The following is a 22,781-nucleotide window of genomic DNA, read 5'->3' as shown; positions in this document are numbered from 1 at the left end:
AACGCAGGTGGCGCACGCCCCTGCGCGGAACGGGAGCTCGGAGCACCGGGCTGAGAGGGCGCTGACGGTACGCGGGCCCGCGTACCACCTGCTGCGCCGACCGCAGGAACCTGACCGGGTAATGCCGGCGTAGGGAGTTGAAGGTCGCATGACCGCATTCACCGAGCACACGTCTGCCCACCAGCCGTCCGCCGACCGGCCGTCCGCCACCGGGTACCCGACCCCGGCCTGGCGCAAGGCGTACCGCCAGGGCAGCCGCCCCGACCTGCGGGTGCCCTACCGCGAGGTCCACCTCACCGACGGGCGCACCGTCCCGCTGTACGACACCTCGGGGCCGTACACCGACCCGTCGCAACCCACCGACGTCCGAAGGGGCCTGGCCGCGCTGCGCGACCCCTGGATCCGCCAGCGCGGCGACGTCGAGGAGTACGAGGGCCGCGAGGCCCGGCCCGAGGACGACGGCATCCGGCACACCGCCCCGCGCGGCGGCGACCTGCGCAACCTGGACGCCGTCTTCCCCGGCCGCCCGCGCCGGCCGCTGCGCGCCCGCGACGGCGTTGCTGTCACCCAACTCGCGTACGCCAAGCGCGGGTTGATCACCCCCGAGATGGAGTTCGTGGCCCTGCGGGAGGGCCTGGAACCGGAGTTCGTGCGCGAGCAGGTGGCCCGCGGGCGGGCCGTCATCCCGGTCAACGTGAACCACCCCGAGGTCGAACCCGCCGTCATCGGCACCGACTTCCTGGTGAAGATCAACGCCAACATCGGCAACTCCGCGGTCACCTCCTCCATCGAGGAGGAGGTGGAGAAGATGACCTGGGCCACCCGCTGGGGCGCCGACACCGTCATGGACCTCTCCACCGGCCGCAACATCCACACCACCCGCGAGTGGATCCTGCGCAACTCCCCCGTCCCGATCGGCACCGTCCCGCTCTACCAGGCGCTGGAGAAGGTCGACGGCCGGGCCGAGGAACTCAGCTGGGAGGTCTACCGGGACACCGTGATCGAGCAGTGCGAGCAGGGCGTCGACTACATGACCGTGCACGCGGGCGTCCTGCTGCGGTACGTCCCGCTGACCGCCCGCCGCAAGACCGGCATCGTCTCGCGCGGCGGCTCCATCATGGCCGCCTGGTGCCTGGCGCACCACCGGGAGAACTTCCTCTACACGCACTTCGAGGAGCTCTGCGACCTGCTGCGCGCCTACGACGTCACCTTCTCGCTCGGCGACGGCCTGCGTCCCGGCTCCATCGCCGACGCCAACGACGAGGCCCAGTTCGCCGAACTCACCACCCTCGGCGAACTCGGCCGGATCGCCCGCGCCAAGGACGTCCAGGTGATGATCGAGGGCCCCGGGCACGTCCCGATGCACAAGATCCGCGAGAACATGGACCTGCAGAAGGAGATCTGCGACGAGGCCCCGTTCTACACCCTCGGCCCGCTGACCACCGACGTCGCACCCGGCTACGACCACATCACCTCCGGCATCGGCGCCGCGATGATCGCCTGGTGGGGCACCGCGATGCTCTGCTACGTCACCCCCAAGGAACACCTCGGCCTGCCCGACCGGAACGACGTCAAGACCGGCGTCATCACCTACAAGATCGCCGCCCACGCCGCCGACCTCGCCAAGGGCCACCCCGGCGCCCGGGCCTGGGACGACGCCCTCTCCGACGCCCGCTTCGAGTTCCGCTGGGAGGACCAGTTCAACCTGGCCCTCGACCCGGAGACCGCCCGCGCCTTCCACGACGAGACCCTCCCCGCCGAACCCGCCAAGACCGCGCACTTCTGCTCCATGTGCGGTCCGAAGTTCTGCTCGATGAAGATCAGCCGCCAGATCCGCGACGAGCACGGCGGCGAGGCCGAACAGGCCGAACGCGTCGCGCTGGCCGGGATGGCCGAGAAGTCCGCCGAGTTCGCCGCCCGGGGCAACCGGGTCTACCTCCCGCTGGCCGACTGACGACGCAGCTCACCGGGGCACCGCACCGGGAGGCAGGAGGGGGCTTCCCGGCGCGGTGCCCCGGTGCGGTGTCCCGGTCGGTGCCGGTGCCGGTCGGGCCTGGTCCACTGGGGCTGACGGAGGACCGGGTGGGGGGTGGAGCCCGACGCCTCGGTCCGGGACGCGCTGGCAGGGGTGAGCGACGCGGACGTGCCGGAGGAGCGGGCAACTCCTCCCGGGCGGTGACTCAGAGCAGTCGGCCGTCGTGCAGTCGGACCTGTTGTTCGCAGCCGTCGGCCAGGTCCTGGTCGTGGGTGGCGATGACCATGGTGGTGCCGTGGGTGGTGCGCAGTTCCTTCAGCAGGTGGACCACTTCGGCGCCGGTGCGGCTGTCCAGGTTGCCGGTGGGTTCGTCGGCGAGCAGCAGGGCGGGTGAGTTGATCAGGGCGCGGGCGATCGCGACCCGTTGCTGTTGGCCGCCGGAGAGCTTGGAGGGCAGTGCGTCCTCCCGTCCGGCGAGGCCGACGGCGGTGAGGAGTTCGCGGGCGCGGGCGCGTTTGTCGTAGGTGGTGCGGACGGGCAGGACGGGGGCGATCACGTTGTCCAGGGCGGTGAGTGCGGGCAGCAGGTGGAAGCGCTGGAAGACGATGCCGATGCCGCGCCGGTAGTCGGCGAGGGCTCGGCGGCCGAGTGCGGCGATGTCGGTTCCGGCCACTTCGATGCTGCCGCTGTCGGGGCGCTCGATGGCGCCGAGCAGGTGCAGCAGCGTCGACTTCCCGGAGCCGGAGGGGCCGGTCAGGGCGACCAGCCGGCCCGGTTCGATCCGCAGGCTGACGCCGTCGACGGCGGCCAGCTGCTGGTCGCCGCCGGTCCGGAAGGTCTTGCGGACGTCGGTGACGACCACCTTCGCGCCCCGGGGGAGCTGGGTCTCGGTCATGGGGGGTCAGTCCTCCGTGAGCAGTCGGCCGAGCGGGATGCGGCGCAGCAGGGCGGCCGGGACGAGGGAGGCCAGCACGGTGACCAGGACGGCTCCGGCGGCGACGAGAGCGGCGGTGGCGAGCAGGGGGGCGGGCAGCCGTCCGGCCAGTACTGCCGTGACGGCCGTCCCGGCGGCGGCCCCGCCGAGGGCGCCGGTCAGGCCGAGCAGACAGCCTTCGGCGAGGACGAGTCGGCCGAGTTCGCCGTCGCGCCAGCCGGAGGCGGCCAGCGCGGCGAGTTCCCCGGCGCGTTCGCGCAGGCCCAGGTAGAGCACGTCGGCGACGGCGAGCGCGCCGAGCACCAGCACGGTGCCCACGGCCGCGTAGTCGATGCCCCGGATCCGGAACGAGACGGCCTGCCCCAGCAGCGAGCCCACCAGCGAGTTCCGGAACGCCCAGGTGATCCCGAGCAGCACCGTCAGCGCGGTGCTGCCGATCGCCACGCTCAGCACGCCCAGCAGGCTCCGTCCGGGGGTGCGGCGCAGGTTCCCCGCGGCGAGACCCGGCAGTCCGCGGCTGCGCCGGGTCCGGCGCGGGTCGGACACGGCCTCCCGGACGGCCTCGGCGGGGACCGCCCGGGAGGCCCGCCACACCGGTACCGCCCCGGCGAGCAGCGCCAGCACCACCGCGCCGGGTACGGCGAGGGAGGCCCGCAGCAGGGTCGCGTGCAGGCCGAACAACCCGGCCACCGGCCACGCCAGCCCGGCACCCGCCAGCCCGGCGACCAGCCCGAGCAGTGCCACCTCGCCCAGCAGCGTCGCCCCGATCCGGCCCGCCGTCCAGCCCAGGCAGGACAGCACACCCAGCTCGGTGCGCCGTGAACGGACCGCTGCTGAGACCGAGTTGACGACGAACAACGCGCACACGGCGAGGATCAGCACGAACAGCGTCAGGCTCTTGCGGTCGAGGGCGTCCAGCACCGTGAACGCCACCCCCAGCTTCACCCAGTTCTGGTCGAGCAGCAGCGCCGGCCGACCGAACTCGCCCGCGGGGAGCGCGATCCGGACGGGCCGGGGCGAGGAACCGTAGGTGACGTCCACCAGCAGCCCGGTGGCCTGCTGGATCTGCTCCGCGACCAGCCGCACCCGCTCCCGGCTCACCGGGTCGGTGCCGGTCACCCCGGCCACCTTCACCCGGATCGAACTGATCGGATCCCCGAAGTGCATGTTCCCCGCGTACGCACCGCCGGTGATCGTGTGGAGCGAGTCCAGCGTGGTGAGCAGCTGCGGCGGCTGGGTGAGCAGCCCGGCCATGTTGCCGTCGGGCCGCATCGGCTGCCCGCCGAGCGCCTGCCGGGAGGCGTCGTCGGCCCCCGTGGTGACCGGCGCGTCGAACGCGCCGAGCGGAACGGCCGTCAGCGGGTTGACGGCCGCCAGCCTCGCCGGGTCGTAGACGCCCTCGATGCTGGGCAGCGGCCAGGACAGGGAGGCCGACCGGTGGGTCCGCACCTCGCGCACCGCGGTGTCCGCGTTGCTCCGCGGCACGTTCATCCAGGTCGTGCCCTGGTCCGTCACCGACCAGGTGTCGTCGGGGTTGTCGACCGGAGCGGGCACCAGGGACCCGTCGGGGCCGGTGCTCCACCGGACCGGGCCGACGGTGAACGCCGCGTAGAAGCTGTTGTTGCTGATCGAACCGGGCTCGCCGCTCGCGGCGTCGGCCAGCGCCCGGTCGTACGCCTCGCCCGCGGTGACCGTCCGGGCCGCCACCTGCCGGCCCGTCAGGGTGCCCAGGACGTCCCGGCCGAGCTGGAGCGGGGTGCGGCCGCCGGTGCCGTCCAGCCGCTGGACGGTGATGTCGACGGTGCTGTCCAGGTCGCTGCGGTTCGCCGCCAGCACCGGGAAGGTCGGCATCGTGAGGGTCTGGACCGTGGTGGTGCTCCCGCCCGTCACGGTGGCGGGCACCTCGTGGGTGCCGGGCAGTTGGTGGTCGGCGAGGTACCGGCCGGAGACCACGGCGCGGTCGAGGCCGTCCAGTGCCGCCTCCGAGGCCGGATCGATCGCACCGATCAGCATCGGCGTCGGGATCTCGGCCCGGTAGCCCACCGGACCGGCCGGTGCCCCGCCGCCCGGGAGCGCCTCTCCGTTCGCTTCCGTCCGCGACCCGGCGGTGGAGTCGCAGGCGACCCGGTCGGGCCGGTCGAACGGACCGCTGCCGACACCCGGGTCGTCCACCGGACAGGCTTCGACCCGGGTCCCGTCCGGCTGTTCCTCCAGCACCGGAAGGCGGTGCGTCGGGTCCCCGGTCTGCCGGACCAGGCCCTTGCGGGTGAGGTACAGGTAGGTGGTGCCGGTGGGGAGCCGACTGCGGCCGCCGTCCGTCGTGGTGGTGGCCGTGACCCGGAACAGCGCGCTGTCCTGCCCCGCCGGGATCTGGGACTCCAGCTCGATCGGGACGGCGACCTCCGGGGTGATGTAGCCCGCCAGCGCCAGCGGAGCGGCGACCTGCACCCCCGGGACCTGCTGGATCCGGTGCCACTGGTCGAGGGTGATGCCGCCGAAGATCCCGGACAGGAACCCGGCCTGTACCAGCCCTTGGTCCCGCTCGGTGGCGCTGCGCGCGTTCACCGGCCGGACCAGGATGTCGTACGAGGAACGGGAGTTGGCCTCCACCGTCTCCTCGACCTGCAACTCCTGCGTCCGGGCCGCCCCCGTCAGCACCGTGAACGCCGAGGTCGCCACCGCGATCCCCGACATCAACGCCACCGCCCGGCCCCACCGGTGCCGCACCTGCGAACGCACCATCAACAACACGCCGAACCGCCCGTTCCGCTCATCGTTCCGTCAACCTCGCGGTCCGCTCGCACCGATGACCGCGCCGACCACGCCGGACACCGGGACCGGTCCCCAGAGCCGGGAATCGCGACTGGCGAACATGTTGTCGCCGAGGAGGACGACCTGCCCGTGCGGTACCGCGGACCCGGCGGGCAGCCCCGCCGCGGCGCAGACCTCGTCCGGCATCGGCTGCCCGGCGGTCGCGACGACCCGCTTCACCACCAGGCCGCTCCGGCCGCCCCGCAGGTCCGCGGGCACCGTGGCGACCACGATCCGTCCGGGGCGCGCCGCGAGCCGACGGGAGCGCAGGTACAGCACCCGCTGACCGCTGCGCAGGGTCGGCTCCATGCTCGGTCCGCTGATCCGGAGCCGCACCAACGACCGGCGCAGCAGCACCGCCGTCCCGGCGGCGGCCGCCAGCACCGTCGCCACCAGCACGCAGCCCTCGATCACGTCCCCCTCCTCTCCGCGCCGCTCACCTCGACGCGCCGATCGTCTGCCGGTCGTCGGCCGGGTCGCGGTAGCCGTCGGCCTGGGCGTCGAACAGCCGGGCGTAGTCCCCGCCGAGCTCCATCAGCCTCCGGTGGTCGCCGAGTTCGGCGATCCGACCGTCCCGCAGCACCGCGATCCGGTCGGCGTCGCGGACGGAGCTGAGCCGGTGCGAGATGACCACGGCGGTGGTGCCGGCGCGCAGCGTGCGCAGGTGGTCGTGGATCTCCTTCTCGGCCTCGGCGTCCAGGCCGGCGCTGGGCTCGTCCAGGATCAGCAGGTCGGAGTCGCGCCGCATGAACGCCCGTGCCACCGCGACGCGCTGCCACTCCCCGCCGGAGAGCGAGGTGCCCGAGGCGCTGCCGCCCTGCCCCGGGTCCGGGGCGAACATCCGGCTGAGCAGGGTGCGGTAGCCGTCCGGGAGCTCGGTGAGCCGGGTGTGGATGCCGGCGGCGCGGGCCGCGTCGGCGACGGCCTCGGCGTCGTGGAGCCGGTCGATCCGGCCCAGACCGACGTTCTCGCCGGCCGTCAGGTCGTAGTGGCAGTAGTCCTGGAAGACCACGCCGATCCGTTCGCGCAACTGCTCCGGGGTGAACTCGCGGATGTCGGTGCCGTCCCAGCGGATCGTGCCGCGGGTCGGGTCGTACAGCCGGCACAGCAGCTTGACCAGGGTGCTCTTGCCCGCGCCGTTCAGGCCGACCAGGGCGAGCGTCCCACCGACCGGGATGGTCAGGTCCACGCCGCGCAGCACCCACGGCGCGTCCTCGTGGTAGCGGAACCAGACGTCCTCGACGGTGATCGCCGACACCGGGGAGACCGGGAGGACGGCCGTCCCGGGCAGGGCCAGGTCGGGCGTGGTGCCGAGCACCGCGCGGTAGGACCCGAAGGTGAGCAGTCCCTGGTACACGGAGCCGCCGGTGCCGGCGATCTGGGTGACCCCGCCCTGCACCCCGGCGACAGCGGCCAGGAAGACCGACACGTCGCCGAGGGACAGCGCCCCCGCCCGGGCCTCCCGCACCGCCCAGAACAGGCCGACGCCGTACACCACGGCGACCAGGACCGACGGCGGGAGCTGCCACAGCAGGTTGCGCCGGGCGGTGCGGCGTTCGGCCTCGACCGCCGAGGCCAGCTCCTGGTGGGCCCGGCCGCGGAAGAAGTCCTGCAGGCCGAACAGCCTGATCTCCTTCACCGCGTCGACGTCGGTGAGCAGGCTCCCGTAGAACATCTGCCGCCGCAGGGCCGGTGTGATGCCCTGCTGCAGGACGGCCTGGCGGCGCCCGGCGGTGAGCTGGGTGCCCAGCACCGGGAGCGCGGCCAGGACGACCAGCGCCCCGAGCACCGGGTTGAGCACGAACACGGTGGTCAGGAAGCCCGCCAGGGTGACCGCGGCCTGGAGCGCGGAGACGGCGGAGCCGATCAGCTGGGAGGGTACGGTCTGCCCGGACTGCTGGGCGAGCCGCAGCTCGTCCTGGAACGCCGGGTCCTCGAAGTGCCGCAGGCCGGGCAGCCGGTTGACGCCCTCGAACAGCTCGTCCTGGACCCGCAGCTGCACCCGGCGGGCGTGCTGGGCCTGTAGGTAGGAGGTGAGCGCGGGCAGTACCGCCATGGCCAGCGTGGCGGCGGCCAACAGGCCGGCGGTGCGCCACAGGCGGTCGTCCGAGGGGTTCCGGACGACCGTGTCGAACAGGTCCCGGACCAGCAGCGCCGTTCCGGTGGGCAGCAGGCCGACCAGCACGCTCCCGGCCAGGGAGCCCAGGAGCAGGGCCCTTCCCGACCTCCACGCCAGGACCGCCGCCCGGGCGGCGGACCCCAGGAGCCGGTGCTCGGAGCGCCGTTCGGGGCGGGGGCCGTTCACCCGGCCCCGCCGGCGGACACGAGTCGGCCGCCGGACGGCGGAACCCAGGCGGTGTTCCCCTCGGGGCCCACCGAGAGGAAGCTCGGCCAGATCTTGATGCCGAACGCGTCGATGAGCCCGTCGCCGGACGACTCCACGACCACCCGGGCCGCCGGCTCGACCAGCTGCACCAGCTCCTCCTCCAGCGGGCCGCCGCCCTTGACCACGGCCAGCGCCGCGTCGCGTCCGCCCGGCAGCGCACGCGCCGTGACGACGAATTCGCGCGCCTGCTCCAGGCACGGTTCGCACGTGCTGGAGAAGAAGCCGATCAACGCCTCCCCGCTCAGGTCGGCCCGGGTGACCGGGCCGTCGGAGCGGGTGACGGCGGCGAACTCCGGCAGCGGGGACCCGCTGAGCAACCGGTTGCCCGGTAGCGCGGGGGTCTGCTGCGCGGTGCCGGAGATCCTGCGGGCCACCGCGAACGTGAGGACCAGGTTGAAAACGGACAGAAGAGCGATCACGACAACTGCAGCGACCAACACAGGGAACCCCGATCAGGCAATCCGGAAAGCACGCCCCGACAGTCCGGTGTCATTTCACCGTTGATCTGCCGAAGACCTCGTGAAGGACCTCGGAAAAAATGAGAAGAATACTCAGGGGGGCGGCGACGAGAATTCCGAGCAGGATTTTCCCGTGATCCGCCGGAACTGCTCCGCCGTCGGCGGCCAGCGCCGTCGCCAGGCCGGTGGAGGAGAATGCGAGGAGAACGCAGTTGCGCACCACCTGGGCCGGCCCGACCGGGGCCGCGGAAATCCCGAAGCAGGAGCACGAGGCGTCGATCCCCCGCCGCAGCACCGCGACCAGGGCCGCCGTGAACGCGACCAGGGTCACCGCGGCCGCGCCGAACGCCCAGGCGGTCAGCACGGGCACCCAGACCGCCAGCGCCAGCCCCGCCTCCAGCACCGGCACCGCGGCCGCCACCGGGCCGGCCAGCCGCGCCGGAACCACCCTCATCACCCGCACCGCGGCCGCGAACGCCCCCGGCGACCGCACCTTCCCGAGTACGGAGGCCGCGAAGACGATCGTCATCACGGCACGACAGACCAGGAGGAGCTGGTCGTTCATGATTTCCCCCATTCCGCGCACCCGCCCCCGGTGCCACCCGTGGACGGCACCGGGGGCGGTCGGCCGTTCGGCCGTCAGCGGCCGACGCCGCCTGCGACTAGCAGCGGACGCTGTACTCGGCGCAGACGAGCTGCGGCTGCGCGGCGCAGTTCCAGGAGTACCAGGCGTAGCGGCAGCGCCAGCCGCCCGCGCTGCACCCCTCCGTGCCGGTGTACCGGAGGCAGCCGGCGGACCCGTCGGCCTCGGCCGTCTCCTCCCTGAGCAGCTTCCCGAGCATCTGGTCAGCCATGGCCTTCATTGCCTGAAGCATTCCAACCCCCATTGACGGGCGAAAATTCCGGTTCTTCGGTGTTGCATTGCCGGCGAGCTCGCGGGACCGAGGCTATAGGACGTATCGATACGTTGTCTAGACCAGAATATTGCCGCGGTCGGAGCGGCTCCGGAGGGATGCGGAACGGGTAATTCCGGTCGGCAATTGCGACAGTCTGCAGCCAAGTAGTATTTCGGGCGCGTGAACGCCGGATATGGCGCCATTCCGGACACTCGGAACAGAGGCCGCGCCGACCCGCGCCGCCGGGCTCCCGCGATTGTTGTTCTGATCCTGACAGATATGGGGCCTCGACAGCCGAATCCCTCGCGGCCGGATCAGCCGTTCGGGCCCGCCGGGGGCCGGTGTCCGGCGGCCACCGCGGCGGCGGTGCGGACGAAGGCGGCCAGGGCCGGGGAGCGGGAGCGGGAGGGCCAGGCGAGGACCAGGGTGGTCGGGGCGGCGTCGGGGACGGGGACGCAGCACAGGTCGCGGCGGAGTTGGGTGCGGACGGACGCGGGGGCGAGGGCCACGGCGCGGCCGAGGGCGACGAGGTGCATCAGCTGGGCCAGGTCGCGGACTTCGGGGCCGGTGCCCGGCCGGCCCTGCCAGCGGGCGGTGGGTTCGTCGGCCAGGTCGGCCGGGTGCAGGCGGGGGCGGTCGGCGAGCCGGTGCGAGCGGGGGAGGACCGCCACGGTGCGTTCGGTGAGCAGCGGTTCGGTGTCGAGGTCGGTGAAGTCCTCGTACGGGGCGTGCAGGAACGCGACGTCGGCGGTGCCGTCCCGGAGCAGGCGGGCCCGGTCGGGGACGTCGCACAGCAGGACCTCGACCGGGACGGCCTCCGGTGCGGTGGGGAAGGCGGCGAGGAGGGCGGGCAGCAGGTCGCCGTCCCCGCCGGACTTCAGGGCGACCACCAGGCGGGGATCCGGCCGTCCGGCCCGCCGGGTGCGGCGGACCGCCGCGCTCGCCGCGGCCAGGACCGCGGCGGCCTCCTCGGCGAGCACCCGGCCCGCTTCGGTCAGCGTCAGCCGGTGGTGCTCGCGCAACAGCAGCGGGACACCGATGCGCCGCTCCAGTTGGCGGATCGCCCGGGACAGCGGGGGCTGGGCCATGCCGAGGCGTCGGGCGGCCCGGCCGAAGTGCAGTTCCTCGGCGACGGCCAGGAAGTACGCCAGTTCGCGGGTCTCCGGTCGGTCCATACCGCCACGGTATCGTTCGCGACCCAACTGGTCCTGTTCGCCGGTGTGTTGGGGGTGGTGGGCTGGAGGCATGACCGATGACAGCAGCACCTTCGCACTGGTGACCGGGGCCAACCGGGGCATCGGGTTCGCCATCGCCCGGCAACTCGCCGAACGCGGCCTGACCGTCCTGGTGGCCGCCCGGAGCCCGGAGCGGGCCGCGGCCGCCGCCGAGCGGCTGCGTGCCGCCGGGGCCGCGGCCCGGCCGCTGACCCTGGACGTCACCGACCCGTCCGGCGTCCGGGAGGCCGCCCGGCAGGTCGACGCCTGGTTCGGCCGGCTCGACGTCCTGGTCAACAACGCCGGGATCTCCGGCGCGGTGGACCGCCGACCCCCCAGCGCCGCAACGCCGGAGGAGGTGGGCGCGGTCCTCGGGACGAACGTCCTGGGGGTGCTGGCCGTGACGAACGCGATGCTGCCCCTGCTCCGGCGCTCCGCCCGGGCCCGGATCGTCAACGTGTCCAGCGGGCTCGGCTCCCTCGACCGGCAGACCGACCCCGGTCACTACGTGTCCGGCCTGCCGCCGATGGCGGCCTACCCCGTGAGCAAGGCCGCGCTCAACATGCTGACCGTGCAGTACGCGAGGGAGCTCCGACCGGAGGGCATCCTGGTCAACGCCGCCGCCCCGGGCGCCTGCGCCACCGACTTCACCAGCGGTCTCCCCTTCGCCCGCGGTGTCACCCGCACCGCGGACGAGGGTGCGGCGGTCGCCGTCCGGCTGGCCACCCTCGGGCCGGACGGGCCGACCGGCGGCTTCTTCGAGGACGACGGCCCGGTCCGCTGGTGACCGGCGACCGGGTCGGCGGGCCGGTCGGGCTCAGGGGGCGGGGGTGGTGGTGCTGCTCGGGTGGAGGCCGGGCGGGAGGGCGGGGGTGGCGAGTTGGGCGGCCAGTTGCTGGGCCTCCTCCTCGCTGAAGGAGCCGGAGCGACGGCCTGTCCGCCGGTGATGGCCTGGCTGACGTAGGGGGTGGGAGAGGACGTCGCCGTCGGCGGTGGTCACCTTCGGGTCGGCCGGGTCGAGCAACTCGGCCCGGTGGCGCAGTTGTTCGGTGGCCCGGTCGAGCGCGTCGGCGCTCAGCGGCCGGTCGGTGGTGAAGGTGGTCGTGGTCCGGGGGCCGGTGGGTGCGGCCGGGTCGGTGGGGGCGGACGGTGAAGCGGGCGGCGGCGGTGCGGGGTCGGAGGCGCAGGCGGCGGTGCCGAGGGCGCAGACGAGCAGCAGGGCGGCGGAGTCGGCGGTGCGGCGCGGGTGCTTCGTGGTGGTCGGTCCGGCGGTCGGCGGGATGGGCGCGGACCGGTTCCGCGGAAGGGGCGGCGGGGCCGGAAAGGGAATTCCGCACCCGACCGTAAGGCGCCGGAACGGGCGTCGTCCTCCCCCTGGAAAGGGCCTGTTCGGGGCGGCCGATTGCCAGTAGCATCCGGTTCCGCCGCTGACCTGCGGTGTTGTCGGTGGTGATGCGCAGTGAAGAGGTAATTCCGTGCACGACGTACAGGCCCCGCCCGCCGGGCAGCCGTTCTCCGACGACGTGGCCGCCCTGGCGGCCGCGGAGGGACTGGGCGGGCTCCGCGCCTCGTTCGCCCCGAAGCGCCGCAGTGCCTGGAGCATCCTGGGCCTGGCGGTGTTCGGCCTGTTCGGCCTGTTCGTCTTCGTGCTGCCGGGCCTGTTCTTCCTGTGGCAGCTCTGGCAGACGCCCAACGTCAACCGGAGGCAGGCGGCCCGCCGGATCCACTGCTTCGAGCACGGGCTGGTGCTGGACGAGCCGGGCGGCCCGCTCGCGTTCCGCTGGGACGCGCTCTCGGTGCTGCAGCGGATCACCCGGCGGTACGTGAACGGGATCTACGTCGGGACGTCCTACGAGTACCGGCTGTTCCGGCCGGACGGGGTGAAGGCCCGGCTGACCGGCTTCTACGCCGACCCGGAGGTGTGGGGAGCGGCCGTGCAGCACGAGATCACCCGGGCCCAGCTGCCGGGCGTGCTGGGCCTGCTGGGCGGCGGCGGGACGGTCCACTTCGGCGACATGGTGGTGAACGCCGCCGGGGTGGCGACGGCCAACCGCAACGGTGTGCCGTGGGGCGAGGTCGAGCAGGTCGAGGTCCGGCGCGGCACGGTGGCGGTGCGCCGGGCGGGGAAGTGGCTGCCCTGGTCGAACACCCCGGTCCACAAGATCCCGAACTTCTTCCTGTTCCTCTGCGTGGTCGAGGAACTCCGGGCCCGGAACGGCGCATTGTAGGCATCCGGGCCGGGACCGGCGGAAGGCCCGGGAATCCCTTTGGGAATTCTTTGCATTTCTTTTGGGTCACGCCCGCTGGATATCGCGGTGAATGCCGGGAAGGCCCGATTCGGACCTGGATAGGGTGCGCGCACCATCGTCGCAGGGCGACCCAGACCAGAGGAACCCATGTCCACTCCGCAGACCCCCCAGCCCGAGTCCCCGGCCGCTCCCGCGGCGCCCGCCGCCCCCTTCGAGTACGCCGCCGCGCAGGCCGCCGCGGCTCCCAAGAAGGGCGGCAAGGGCAAGAAGGTGCTCGCCGCCGTCGGGACGATCGCCCTCATCGTCGCGGTCAAGGTCGGCGTCGGTTCGCTGTTCAGCGACGACCCGGTCCGCGCCAAGGTCGGCGACTGCGCCGTGGTCGCGGGCACCGACAAGGACCCGGACTTCAAGGTCGTGGGCTGCGACGACGCCAAGGCCAACACCAAGGTCTCGAAGGTCATCGACAACAGCTTCGACGTGAACGCCTGCGGCGACGACTTCGTGGCCATCGCGCAGCAGAAGGGCACCGAGAAGTTCGTGCTGTGCCTGACGCCGACCGAGAAGTGACGCGGCGCGAGAAGTGACGCGGCGCGAGCAGTGACGGCGCGGCCCCGGCGGGAGATCCCGCCGGGGCCGCGTGCGTTGCGGGCCGGGGCCCCGTCAGCGGGAGAGCGCGGCTTCGGCCGGGGGCTGGTCGGAGTCGTGGGCGGAGGCGGCCCGGGCGGACTCGGCGGGGCCGCAGCGGTACTCCCGGACGGCGGCGGTCAGGACGGCGAGGGCGGCCAGGATCATCAGGCCGGAGATCAGCCGCCATTCGTTCGCCGACCAGTGGTACTTCCGGTAGTGGCCCGGCAGTTCGTAGTACAGGAACGGCAGGTAGCTGGCCAGCGAGGCAGCCTGCACCAGGACCGGCACGTACCAGAGCCGGCGCGGCAGCTGGAAGGCCACCACCAGGCTGAGCACGTCCGCGATGTAGAAGTACCGGTCGTGCATCGAGGGGAGCAGCATCGGCACGGTGACCGCCGAGGCCAGCGCGGTCAGCAGGACCTGGTTCGGGGTGAGCGAGGCCCCGGTGGAGGCGCGGCGTACTGCGCGGCGGCCGGTCCGGGAGAACACGGCCAACGCGGTCAGGGCGATCACCACGGCGGCCGCGAACGCCACGCCGACGGTGCGGACGAGGTCGGCTGTCCCGGTGCTGCCGGGGGTCTTGACGAAGTGGTAGAGCGACGGGGCGTTGAGGGCCAGGCTCTGGTAGCTGCCGGTCTGGCGGCTGTAGACGGTGAGCAGCTGGACCGGGTCCGCGCCGACCAGCAGCGCCGGGACGTCCAGGGCGAGGTAGACGGCCGGGATCGCCAGCAGGCTCTGCCACTTGACCTGCCGGGTGACCACCATGACCAGCAGGAACGGGAAGACGAAGATGGTCTGGAGCTTGAACGCGAAGGCCAGGCCGAACAGGGTGCAGGCCCACCACGGGCGGTGTCGGAGCACGAAGTAGACGCCGCCCACCACGAACGAGGTGTAGATCGAGTCGGCCTGCGCCCACCACCCGCTGTTCGCGGCGACGGTCGGCAGCAGCACGGCCAGCAGTGCCGCCGCGAACGGCTGCCACGCGGAGCGCCCCGGGAAGCGCAGGGCCACCAGCTTGAACACGAAGAACGCCTGCAGCAGGTCGAAGGCGACGGAGAGCGCCTTGATCCCGGTGAGCGCGGAGACCGGGAGGTGGGTCAGGCCGTCCAGCAGGTACAGGTACGGGACGTTGTAGTCGGCGAAGCCGGGGTCGCTGAGCGCCCGGAGGCCGCCGTGGTCCGCGATGTAGTGGTACCAGTTCTGCAGGAAGACCTGGTAGTCCACCGATTCGGCGTGCCACTTCGGCAGCCGGGCGACCAGGCAGGCCGCCACGACGACGACGGCCAGCAACAGGCGGACCGGCGGCTTCGACAGTGCTCCCCGCACTCCACCGGATATGTTCGGTGCGTTCACAGACGATCTCCCCGGATACGGGGGAGCACCCACATCGCCCCCCGAACACAATTGGCACACATCCTAGCCGTCCTGGGCGGCGGGCCGGGCGGAGCGGGGTGGGCGCGGGGAGCGCGGGCCGGGGTGGGATCAGGCCGGGTGGGTGAGGCGGTGGACGGCCGGGGCGGAGACCACCTGGACGGTGTCGGTGCCGGGCAGCCGGAGGTGGGCGAAGCCGCCCTCCAGGGTGAACTCGACGTCCTCGGCGCGGTCGACGGGGGTGCCCGTGGCGTCCAGGACGGTGTAGCCGGGGCGGAGTTCGACCGTGCCGCGGCGGGGGGCGGGGGTCATGCCGGGACCTCCGGGAAGTCGAGCGCGGGCTGCGCGAGGTGGTTGAAGTAGTTGGAGAGCGTGTTGAGCGCGACGTGGGCGGTGATCTCGGCGAGCTCGGCGTCGGTGACCCCGGCCGCGCGGGCGGCGGCGAGCTCCTCGTCGGTGACCCGGCCGCGGCTGTGCAGGACGCGGTCGGCCAGGTGCAGCACCGCGTCGGCGTGCGGGTCGGTGTCGTCGGCGCCCCGGCGGGTGCGGGCGAGCTGCTCCTCGCTGAGGCCGAGCAGGCGGCGGCCGCGCAGGGTGTGGGCGCTGACGCAGTAGGTGCACTCGTTGTGCTGGGCGGTCAGCAGGGCGAGCTGCTCGCGCAGCTTCGGGGTGAGGGCGCCGTTGCCGAGGTGCTCGTGCAGGGCGAGGTAACCGCCCAGGGCGGCAGGGGAGTTGGCGAGGGTGGCGTACAGGTTGGGGAGCCGTCCGAGGCGGGCGCGGGTGCGTTCCAGCAGTCCGTCCGGGTCCTCGGTGAGCTGCGGCAGGCGTGGCATCGTCCCCTCCAGATGGTACCGATCGGTTCCGTTCTGACGCGACAAGACGGTACCGATCGGTACCGAAATCCGTCAACCACCCGCTAGCCTGGGGGACATGGCCACCCACGCACGCGCCCGCCTGCTCGACACCGCCGAGGCGCTGTTCTACGCCGAAGGGATCCGCGCGGTCGGGGTCGAGCGGATCCTCGCCGAGTCCGGCGTCGGCCGCGCCTCCTTCTACCGGCACTTCACCGGCAAGGACGCCCTGGTCGTCGCCGTCCTCACCCGCCGCGACCGGGCCTGGCGCGACTGGCTCGCCGACCGCGTCACCGCCCTCGGCGGCCGCCCCCTCGACGTGTTCGACGCCCTCGCCGAACGCTTCGCCCGCGCCGACTTCCGCGGCTGCGCCTTCATCAACACCATGGTCGAGACCGCCGACCCCGACAGCCCCGCCCACCGGGTCGCCGCCGCCCACAAGCAGCAGGTCGTCGACTACGTCGCCGCGCTGCTCGCCGACCGGGGCCACCCGGCCGACCGGGCCGCCGCCCTCGCCCACCGGATCGTCCTGCTGATGGACGGCGCGATCGTCACCGCCCTGCGCGAGGGCACCCCCGCCCCCGCCGCCGAGGCCCGGACGATCGCCGCCGCCCTGCTGGCCGCCGAGCCGCCGGGACCGGGACTGGAAGATCCGTGCGCGGAGCCCGCCGCCCGCGGGTGATCCGTGCGCCCGGGCCGGGCGCACGCGCGGCGGTACGAGGATGCCGGGGAACCGTCCGCTCCCCGTCCACCCAGGAGGCGCACCCATGTCGGCCGACGTTCACCCCCCGCTCGACGGACTCCGCCGCGACGCCGCCGCGCTCCACCCCGAACTCGTCGCACTGCGGCGCGCCCTGCACCGCGAACCCGAGATCGGCCTCGACCTCCCCCGCACCCGGGCCCGGGTCCTCGCCGCCCTGGACGGCCTCCCGCTGGAGGTCACCCTCGGCGAGCGGCTCTCCTCCGTCACCGCCGTGCTGCGCGGCGCCCGCCCCGGCCCCGCGGTGCTGCTCCGCGCCGACCTGGACGGCCTGCCCGTGCAGGAGAACACCGGCCTCCCGTACGCCTCCCAGGCCCCCGGCGCGATGCACGCCTGCGGCCACGACCTGCACACCGCCGCGCTGGTCGGCGCGGCCCGGCTGCTCGCCGCCCGCCGCGAGGAACTGTCCGGCAGCGTGGTGCTCGCGTTCCAGCCCGGCGAGGAGGGCGGCGGCGGCGCCGCCCTGATGGTCGAGGACGGCGTGCTGGACGCGGCCGGGGAGCGGGTCGCCGCCGCGTACGCCCTGCACGTCGGCGCCGCGCTGCTCCCGGCCGGGTACGTGGCCGGACGGCCCGGGCCGATCATGGCGGCCTCCGACACCCTGCGGGTCGTGGTGCGCGGCCGCGGCGGCCACGGCTCCAGCCCGCACCTGGCCACCGACCCCGTCCCGGTCGCCTGCGAGGCCGTGCTCGCCCTGCAGACCATGGTCACCCGCCGCTTCGACGCCTTCGACCCGGTCGTGCTGACCGTCGGCACCTTCCACGCGGGCACCGCCGAGAACGTCATCCCCGACGAGGCCGCCTTCGGCGCGACCGTCCGCTCCTTCTCCCCCGCCGCCCGCGAACTGGTCCTCGCCGAGGCCGTCCGGGTGGTCCGCGGCATCGGCGAGGCGCACGGCTGCCAGGTCGACGCGGTGGTCGAGCCCGGCTACCCCGTCACCGTCAACGACCCGGCCGAGGCCGCGTACGCCGAACGCACCGTGCGTCGACTCCTCGGTGAGGACCGCTACGTCGAGATGCCCCGCCCGCTGGCCGGGTCCGAGGACTTCGGCGTGCTGGCCGAGCACGTCCCCGCCGCGTACGTCATGGTCGGCGCCTGCCCCGCCGACGCCGACCCGTTCACCGCCGCCTACAACCACTCCGCCGAGGCCCGCTTCGACGACGGCGTCCTCGGCGACGCGGCGGCCCTGCTGGCGGCGCTGGCGCTCGGCCGGCTGCGGTAGCCGGGCCGCGGGAGGCTCAGGGCTCGATCGGGACGTAGCCGGTCCGGCGGCCGTCCGCGGTCAGCAGGTGCCCGACCAGCTTCAGGGTGCGCAGGGTCACGTGCCGGTCGTGGACCCGGATCGCCGGGTGGTGGCGCGCCAGCTCCTGCTCGATCCGCCGCAGGTCCGGCAGTTGCGGGGCGATCAGGTACAGCGCCAGGTTCGCCGGGCCGACGGTGACCGCGCACATCCGGGTCTGCGGCAGCGCGGTCAGCCGCCGCACCGTGTCGGGCAGGTCCGCGGGCGGCACGTCCAGCCACAGCATCGCGCCCACCGGATGGCCGGTGACCCGCGGCGAGGCGTCGCAGCGCAGCACCGCCCGCCCGGAGTCCCGCAGGTCGGCCAGCCGGCGGCGCACCGTGCTGGCGGGCAGCCCGGTGCGGGCGGACAGCTCCGCGTAGGACATCCGGCCGTCCGCGCCCAGCGCCCGGATCAGCGCCAGGTCCTCCTCCACCCGCCGGTCCGCCACCGGCCGGGCCGCCCCCGGCACGGGCGCCGCGATCGCCCGCCGCTGCTCGGCGTCCAGCGCCCCGTTGGAGAAGCGGCTGCCCTCCACCGGCGTCCGCTCCACCAGCGCGGTCCGGGTGCGCAGCACCCCGGGCACCGCGCCGAGCCGCTCCAGCAGGTACGAGGTCAGCGAACCGTGGTCGTACGCGGCGACGGTCAGCAGCAGGTCGGCGTCGCCGGTGACCAGCTCGATGCTGGCGGTCTGCGGGTGCCGGGCCACCGCCGCGGCCACCGCGCCCACCCGGTCGGCGGGGCAGTCGACCTGGACCAGCGCGGTCAGGCCGCGGCCGATCCGGTCCGCCGACGGGTAGCAGGTCACCCAGGCGTCCCCGTCCGCGGTCAGCCGCGCCCAGCGGCGGGAGAGCGTCGCCGGGTCGACGCCGAGCGGGGCGGCGAGCCGGGACCACGGCGCTCGCGGGTCGACCCGGAGGGCGTCGACGAGCGCCAGGTCGAGTTCGTCGATCATGGCTGATCCTTGCGCGGGGTCGGCCGCAGGAACGGATTCGTGCGCGGGCGGTGCGGTGGCCTCCAGGTTAGCCATCCTGGCCGCCACCCCCACCACCCCTCCGCACCCCCACGGAACCGCCGATGACCGCCACCGTCGTGCCCCCGCCCGCCCGTTCCGCCCGCCCCGTCCGCTCCGCCGTCCTGCTGCTGGCCCTGGTCGAGTTCGCCAGCGGCGTGCTGCAGGGCGGCTTCCCGATCCTGCTGCCCCGCCTCGGCGACCACCTCGGCCTGCGGGCCGCCGACCTGAGCCTGGCGCTGGGCGTCGAGTTCCTGGTCTCGGGCGTCGCCGTGCCGCTCACCTCCCGGCTCGGCGACCTGTACGGCCACCGCCGCCTGCTGCGCGCCACCGTCCTGCTCACCCTGCTCGGCTCGGTCGTCACCGCCCTCGCCCCCGACCTGCCGGTCCTGCTCGCCGGACGGGCCCTGGCCGGGTTCCTGGCCTGCTGGCTGCCGCTGGAGTTCGCGATCCTGCGCGACCGCCTCGGCGAGGAGCGCGGCGGACGCGCGGTGGGCCCGCTGGTCGGCTCGCTGACCGTCGGCTCCACCCTGGGCGCCCTCGCGGTCGGCGGCCTCGGCGCCGACCCGGCCGCCACCCGCCCGCTGCTGTGGGCCCTGGCCGTGCTCCCGGCGCTGGCCCTGCCGGTGGTGTGGCGGCTCGTCCCCGAGTCCCGGACCAGGGCCGCGGGCCGGGTCGACCGGGCGGCCACCGCCCTGCTCTCGCTCGGCCTGACCCTGCTGCTGTCCGCCCTCGGCGCGAGCGGGGTGCTGCCGGTCACCGCGACCCTGCCGCTGCTGGCCGCGGGCGCCGCCCTGCTGGCGCTGTTCGTCCGCCGGGAACTGCGCACCGACACCCCGACGGTGGACGTCCGGCTGCTCGTCCGCCGGGCCACCGCCCCCGTCCTCGCCCTCAGCTTCCTGCTCGGCTGCGCCCTGTACGGCGCCCAGGGCCCCACCCTGGCCTTCCAGGCCGCCGAGCCCGCCGAGACCGGCTACGGGCTGGGCGCGGTGCCGCTGGTGCTCGGCCTGCTGGTCCTCCCGCAGACCGCCGCCGCCACCCTCGGCGCCCTCACCGCCCACCGGCTGACCCGGCGCCGCGCCCCGGCCGCCGTCCTCGCCGCCGGGTTCGCGCTGTGCGCCACCGGCTACGGCGCCATCGCCCTCGGGCACGCGGCCGCCTGGCAGTTCGTCCTCGGCGGCGCGCTGGCCGGCTACGGCGCCGGGCTGGGGCTGAGCCTGCTCCCGGCCCTCCTCATGCAGCGGCTGCCCGCCGACCGGACCGGCATCGGCACCGGCGTCTACAACACCCTCAAGTCCCTGGCGGGCGCGGCCGCGGGGGTGGTCGCCGCCGCGGTCCTGAACCACCTGGTGCTCCGGACGGGCGTGCCCACCGAGGGCGCGTACACCCTGCTGTGGACGGGCTGCGCGCTGCTGTGCGCCCTGGGCGTGCCGGTCGCCCTGCGGGCCCGCTGCTGAAGGGCCCTTCAGGGGCCCGGGGAACGGCGGGCTCGGGCCTGCTGGCTGGTGCACTGCCGGTGCGTGCCATGGGCTTCGGGTTCTGTCACCACGGCCCGAAGCAGCACGGACATTCCGATGGGCTCCGGCCGTCAGCAGCTCGGACTCGCCGTTCCCCGAGCCCCTGACGGGGCCTCCGGGCGTTCAGACCTCGTTGGGGCCGGTGAACCCCGGGCCCTCGGGGCGGGGGCGCCCCCGGTCGTCGGTGAGCCCCTCCGGGCCCGGGCTGGTGAAGTCGGGGGAGGAGTAGCCGGGCCCGGTGAACTCCGCGGAGCGTTCGCGGGGGCGCCCCCGGTCGTCGGTGAGGCCCTCGACGCCGGGGCTGGTGAAGCCGGGGGAGGAGTAGGCGGCGCGGCTGTAGCCGGGGCTGTGCAGGTCGGGCGGGGCGGTGCGGGCGGGCGGCAGCGGGGCGACGGGCGCGGCCGACAGGTTGGCGTGCAGCCAGGGCAGCAGGGCGCGTTCGCGCAGCGCGGTGCGCCAGGCCTCGCGGGCCTCGGCGAGGTCGGCGTGCTGCTGGGGGTCGACGTGGCCGGGGCCGGTGGAGGCGTCGCGCAGCGCGGTGAGGACGAGCCCGGCGCCGCCGACGAGCAGGGCGGCGGCGGCGATGGCGAGGGCGACGACCCCGGCGGTGACGGTGGAGCGGCCGAGCGCGAGGTCGGGCGCGGCGGCGCGCAGCAGCCAGCCCAGCAGCAGCAGGACGAGCCCGGCGGCGCCCGCCAGGACGGGGGTGAGCACGGTGAGGACGGGGAACAGCCCGGCCCCGGCGGGCGGTGCGCTGCCGGGGTGCTCGGCGAGCGCGGTGCGCAGCGCCAGGTAGTGCGCGTACTCGGGGGCGGCGGGTGCGGCGACGGTGTCGGCGTCGGCGAGCGCCTTGGTGTGGAGCTGTTCGGCGGTGAGGTGCTCGCCGGGCCCGGCGAGGGCCTGGCGGACGCCGGTGTCGCGCAGCGCTTCGTCGAGCAGCCGCGCGAAGTCGGCGCGGTCCTCGGCGAGCAGGCGCGGGGGGTTGCTCATGGGTACCCCGTTCCGCGAGGTCGACGGAGGTCAGTGGCCTCGATGGTAGGGGCGCGCGGGAGCGGGCCGACAGCCTCTTTCCGGAACTTCCGGGTGCTCAGTTCCCTTGCCGGACAAGGCGCGTGCCGTTCAGTTGTTCAGTTCCGGGCCGGGCCCGCGGGTGTCAGTTCAGCGGCAGCCGGGCGACCAGCAGGCGTCCGTCCATGGTGACGCCGCCGTCCATCGCGATGGCCAGCTCGTCGGCGTAGATGTAGGGGCCGGGGACGTGCGGCGGGGTGCCGTCCTCGGGCTGGTCGCCGGTGAGGTACGGGATCGGGCTGTGGCCGTGGACGACCCGGTAGCCGCCGTAGACGGCGAGCAGTTCCTGGGCGGCCATGGTGCCGGCCTGGCCGCGGAAGGCGAAGCGCTTGGTGAACTTGCGGAAGGCGTCCCACCACTCGTCGATGCCCTCGTCGGCGAGCAGCGCGTGCACGGCGTCGTTGACGTCGGCGATGGTCTCGCCGTACTCCAGGTACGCGGTGGTGTCGGAGTGCAGCAGCAGGTGGCCGTCCTCCAGGGCCATCGCGGGCAGCCGGGAGAGCCAGCTGATGTGGTGCGGCTGCAGGCGCTCCAGGTCGTGCTGCTGGCCGCCGTTGAGGCGCCAGGCGGCGAGGAAGGAGGCGGTCCCGGCGGTGGACTGGACGGCCTCGTCGCCGTAGCGGGAGGCGCCGAGGAAGAGCAGTTCGTGGTTGCCCATCAGGGCGCGGCAGTAGCCGCCGGCCGCGGCGGCCTCGGCGGCCAGCTGCATGACCAGGTCGATGACGCCGATGCCGTCGGGGCCGCGGTCGGTGAAGTCGCCGAGGAACCAGACCCGGGAGCGGCCGGCCGACCAGTGGCCCTCGGTGTCGATCAGGCCCTGCTGGTGGAGGGCGGCGAGCAGCTCGTCGAGGTACCCGTGGACGTCGCCGATGACGAACAGCGGTCCGGGGCCCTCGCCGGGCTCGGGCTGCGGGTAGGGGAAGTGCACCTCGACCGGCGGGGTGTCGATCGGCGGGCCGAGCTCGATGGTCGGCGGGTCCTCGTGCGGGGCCCCGCCGGTGGGCGCGTAGTGGCCGGGCTGGCCGGGCGCGGGGGGCGCGTCGGCGCCGAACTGGCCCGCCGGTGCCCAGTGCTGCTCCAGGTAGCGGGCGCCGCCGTAGGTGCTGTACGTCTCCTCGTACGGGTACCCGGCGGGCTCGGCGGGTTCGAAGTAGGAGCCTTGCGGGAGCACGTCGAGGTCCTGGCGGGGGCGGGGGCCCGAGTGCGGGTGCTCGGGTTCGCGGAAGAGGTCCTCGGGTGTCATTCGCCCATCATAGGAAGCGCACTCTCCCGTCGTCCTCACCTGGTTGCCATCCGATTCCTGTCGGCCCGCCCGGCCGGCCCCGCACGGGCCCTCCGGCCGTCCGGTCCGTACCGGTCTGGGGTGGTCCGGG

The 22,781-nt window shown here is 74.3% G+C and carries 22 protein-coding genes; 7 read left to right on the top strand and 15 right to left on the bottom strand.

Going from position 1 to position 22,781, the window contains the following annotated elements:
- Positions 1–148: 148 nt before the first annotated feature.
- On the top strand, positions 149–1,954 hold the full coding sequence (gene thiC, locus QSK52_RS04415) for a phosphomethylpyrimidine synthase ThiC (RefSeq protein WP_285733766.1): 1,806 nt from the start codon (positions 149–151) through the stop codon (positions 1,952–1,954).
- A 226-nt stretch (positions 1,955–2,180) separates the two neighbouring features.
- On the opposite strand, the gene QSK52_RS04410 is transcribed toward thiC, so the two are convergent.
- The 8 genes from QSK52_RS04410 to QSK52_RS04375 form a co-directional block, all read right to left on the bottom strand.
- Positions 2,181–2,870 (bottom strand): ABC transporter ATP-binding protein, encoded by a 690-nt coding sequence (locus QSK52_RS04410; protein WP_285733765.1) that lies wholly within the window; start codon positions 2,868–2,870, stop codon positions 2,181–2,183.
- 6 nt (positions 2,871–2,876) lie between these two features.
- Positions 2,877–5,651, bottom strand: a complete 2,775-nt coding sequence (locus tag QSK52_RS04405; RefSeq protein ID WP_285733764.1) for an ABC transporter permease — start codon at positions 5,649–5,651, stop codon at positions 2,877–2,879.
- A gap of 39 nt (positions 5,652–5,690) precedes the next feature.
- Complete coding sequence (locus QSK52_RS04400; RefSeq protein ID WP_285733763.1) at positions 5,691–6,134, bottom strand: S26 family signal peptidase; 444 nt, start codon at positions 6,132–6,134, stop codon at positions 5,691–5,693.
- Positions 6,135–6,156: 22 nt separating this feature from the next.
- Positions 6,157–8,025 (bottom strand): ABC transporter ATP-binding protein, encoded by a 1,869-nt coding sequence (locus QSK52_RS04395; RefSeq protein WP_285733762.1) that lies wholly within the window; start codon positions 8,023–8,025, stop codon positions 6,157–6,159.
- The gene (locus tag QSK52_RS04390; protein ID WP_285733761.1) at positions 8,022–8,525 is read right to left on the bottom strand and encodes a TlpA family protein disulfide reductase; all 504 of its coding nucleotides are present in this window, start codon (positions 8,523–8,525) and stop codon (positions 8,022–8,024) included. Before QSK52_RS04390 ends, QSK52_RS04395 begins: the two co-directional genes overlap by 4 nt.
- A gap of 70 nt (positions 8,526–8,595) precedes the next feature.
- The gene (locus QSK52_RS04385) at positions 8,596–9,129 is read right to left on the bottom strand and encodes a MauE/DoxX family redox-associated membrane protein (protein WP_285733760.1); all 534 of its coding nucleotides are present in this window, start codon (positions 9,127–9,129) and stop codon (positions 8,596–8,598) included.
- A gap of 97 nt (positions 9,130–9,226) precedes the next feature.
- Positions 9,227–9,418, bottom strand: coding sequence for a hypothetical protein (locus QSK52_RS04380; RefSeq protein WP_285733759.1), 192 nt, complete (start codon positions 9,416–9,418; stop codon positions 9,227–9,229).
- 356 nt (positions 9,419–9,774) lie between these two features.
- A complete protein-coding gene (locus tag QSK52_RS04375) occupies positions 9,775–10,635 on the bottom strand; it encodes a LysR family transcriptional regulator (RefSeq protein ID WP_285733758.1) in 861 nt (286 codons plus the stop codon).
- Positions 10,636–10,705: 70 nt separating this feature from the next.
- On the opposite strand from QSK52_RS04375, the gene QSK52_RS04370 reads away from it, so the two are divergent.
- A complete protein-coding gene (locus tag QSK52_RS04370; protein WP_285733757.1) occupies positions 10,706–11,461 on the top strand; it encodes an SDR family NAD(P)-dependent oxidoreductase in 756 nt (251 codons plus the stop codon).
- A gap of 30 nt (positions 11,462–11,491) precedes the next feature.
- Here QSK52_RS04370 and QSK52_RS04365 read toward each other — a convergent pair whose 3' ends face one another.
- Positions 11,492–11,698 carry a hypothetical protein gene (locus QSK52_RS04365; RefSeq protein WP_285733756.1) on the bottom strand — a complete coding sequence of 69 codons (207 nt, stop codon included), beginning with the start codon at positions 11,696–11,698 and terminating at the stop codon, positions 11,492–11,494.
- A gap of 451 nt (positions 11,699–12,149) precedes the next feature.
- Between QSK52_RS04365 and QSK52_RS04360 the strand changes: the two genes are divergently transcribed.
- Positions 12,150–12,902, top strand: coding sequence for a DUF6585 family protein (locus QSK52_RS04360; protein WP_285733755.1), 753 nt, complete (start codon positions 12,150–12,152; stop codon positions 12,900–12,902).
- Positions 12,903–13,070: 168 nt separating this feature from the next.
- Positions 13,071–13,490 (top strand): LppU/SCO3897 family protein, encoded by a 420-nt coding sequence (locus QSK52_RS04355; RefSeq protein WP_285733754.1) that lies wholly within the window; start codon positions 13,071–13,073, stop codon positions 13,488–13,490.
- Positions 13,491–13,583: 93 nt separating this feature from the next.
- Here QSK52_RS04355 and QSK52_RS04350 read toward each other — a convergent pair whose 3' ends face one another.
- From QSK52_RS04350 to QSK52_RS04340, 3 genes are all read right to left on the bottom strand, one after another.
- A complete protein-coding gene (locus QSK52_RS04350; protein ID WP_285733753.1) occupies positions 13,584–14,876 on the bottom strand; it encodes a hypothetical protein in 1,293 nt (430 codons plus the stop codon).
- Positions 14,877–15,032: 156 nt separating this feature from the next.
- Complete coding sequence (locus QSK52_RS04345; protein ID WP_285733752.1) at positions 15,033–15,233, bottom strand: hypothetical protein; 201 nt, start codon at positions 15,231–15,233, stop codon at positions 15,033–15,035.
- A complete protein-coding gene (locus tag QSK52_RS04340) occupies positions 15,230–15,754 on the bottom strand; it encodes a carboxymuconolactone decarboxylase family protein (RefSeq protein WP_285733751.1) in 525 nt (174 codons plus the stop codon). The genes QSK52_RS04345 and QSK52_RS04340 overlap by 4 nt, the downstream gene beginning before the upstream one ends.
- A gap of 97 nt (positions 15,755–15,851) precedes the next feature.
- Here QSK52_RS04340 and QSK52_RS04335 point away from each other — a divergent pair, with 97 nt between their 5' ends.
- Both QSK52_RS04335 and QSK52_RS04330 read left to right on the top strand, forming a co-directional pair.
- Positions 15,852–16,454 carry a TetR/AcrR family transcriptional regulator gene (locus tag QSK52_RS04335; RefSeq protein ID WP_285733750.1) on the top strand — a complete coding sequence of 201 codons (603 nt, stop codon included), beginning with the start codon at positions 15,852–15,854 and terminating at the stop codon, positions 16,452–16,454.
- A gap of 85 nt (positions 16,455–16,539) precedes the next feature.
- Entirely contained in the window at positions 16,540–17,754 is a 1,215-nt protein-coding gene (locus QSK52_RS04330) for a M20 metallopeptidase family protein (RefSeq protein WP_285733749.1), read from the top strand.
- A gap of 16 nt (positions 17,755–17,770) precedes the next feature.
- Here the strand turns inward: QSK52_RS04330 and QSK52_RS04325 are convergent, their stop codons facing one another.
- On the bottom strand, positions 17,771–18,766 hold the full coding sequence (locus QSK52_RS04325; RefSeq protein ID WP_285733748.1) for an Lrp/AsnC family transcriptional regulator: 996 nt from the start codon (positions 18,764–18,766) through the stop codon (positions 17,771–17,773).
- Between the two features lie 122 nt (positions 18,767–18,888).
- Here QSK52_RS04325 and QSK52_RS04320 point away from each other — a divergent pair, with 122 nt between their 5' ends.
- Positions 18,889–20,280, top strand: a complete 1,392-nt coding sequence (locus QSK52_RS04320) for an MFS transporter (RefSeq protein WP_285733747.1) — start codon at positions 18,889–18,891, stop codon at positions 20,278–20,280.
- A 183-nt stretch (positions 20,281–20,463) separates the two neighbouring features.
- Here QSK52_RS04320 and QSK52_RS04315 read toward each other — a convergent pair whose 3' ends face one another.
- Together QSK52_RS04315 and QSK52_RS04310 are read right to left on the bottom strand one after the other, a co-directional pair.
- Positions 20,464–21,330 carry a hypothetical protein gene (locus QSK52_RS04315; protein ID WP_285733746.1) on the bottom strand — a complete coding sequence of 289 codons (867 nt, stop codon included), beginning with the start codon at positions 21,328–21,330 and terminating at the stop codon, positions 20,464–20,466.
- Positions 21,331–21,493: 163 nt separating this feature from the next.
- The gene (locus QSK52_RS04310; RefSeq protein ID WP_285733745.1) at positions 21,494–22,651 is read right to left on the bottom strand and encodes a metallophosphoesterase; all 1,158 of its coding nucleotides are present in this window, start codon (positions 22,649–22,651) and stop codon (positions 21,494–21,496) included.
- Between the last annotated feature and the right edge of the window lie 130 nt (positions 22,652–22,781).

Source organism: Kitasatospora phosalacinea (assembly GCF_030268885.1).
GTDB lineage: Bacteria > Actinomycetota > Actinomycetes > Streptomycetales > Streptomycetaceae > Kitasatospora > Kitasatospora phosalacinea_C.
Note: the sequence above shows the minus strand (reverse complement) of the source record. Positions and strands in the feature narration are given on the sequence as shown.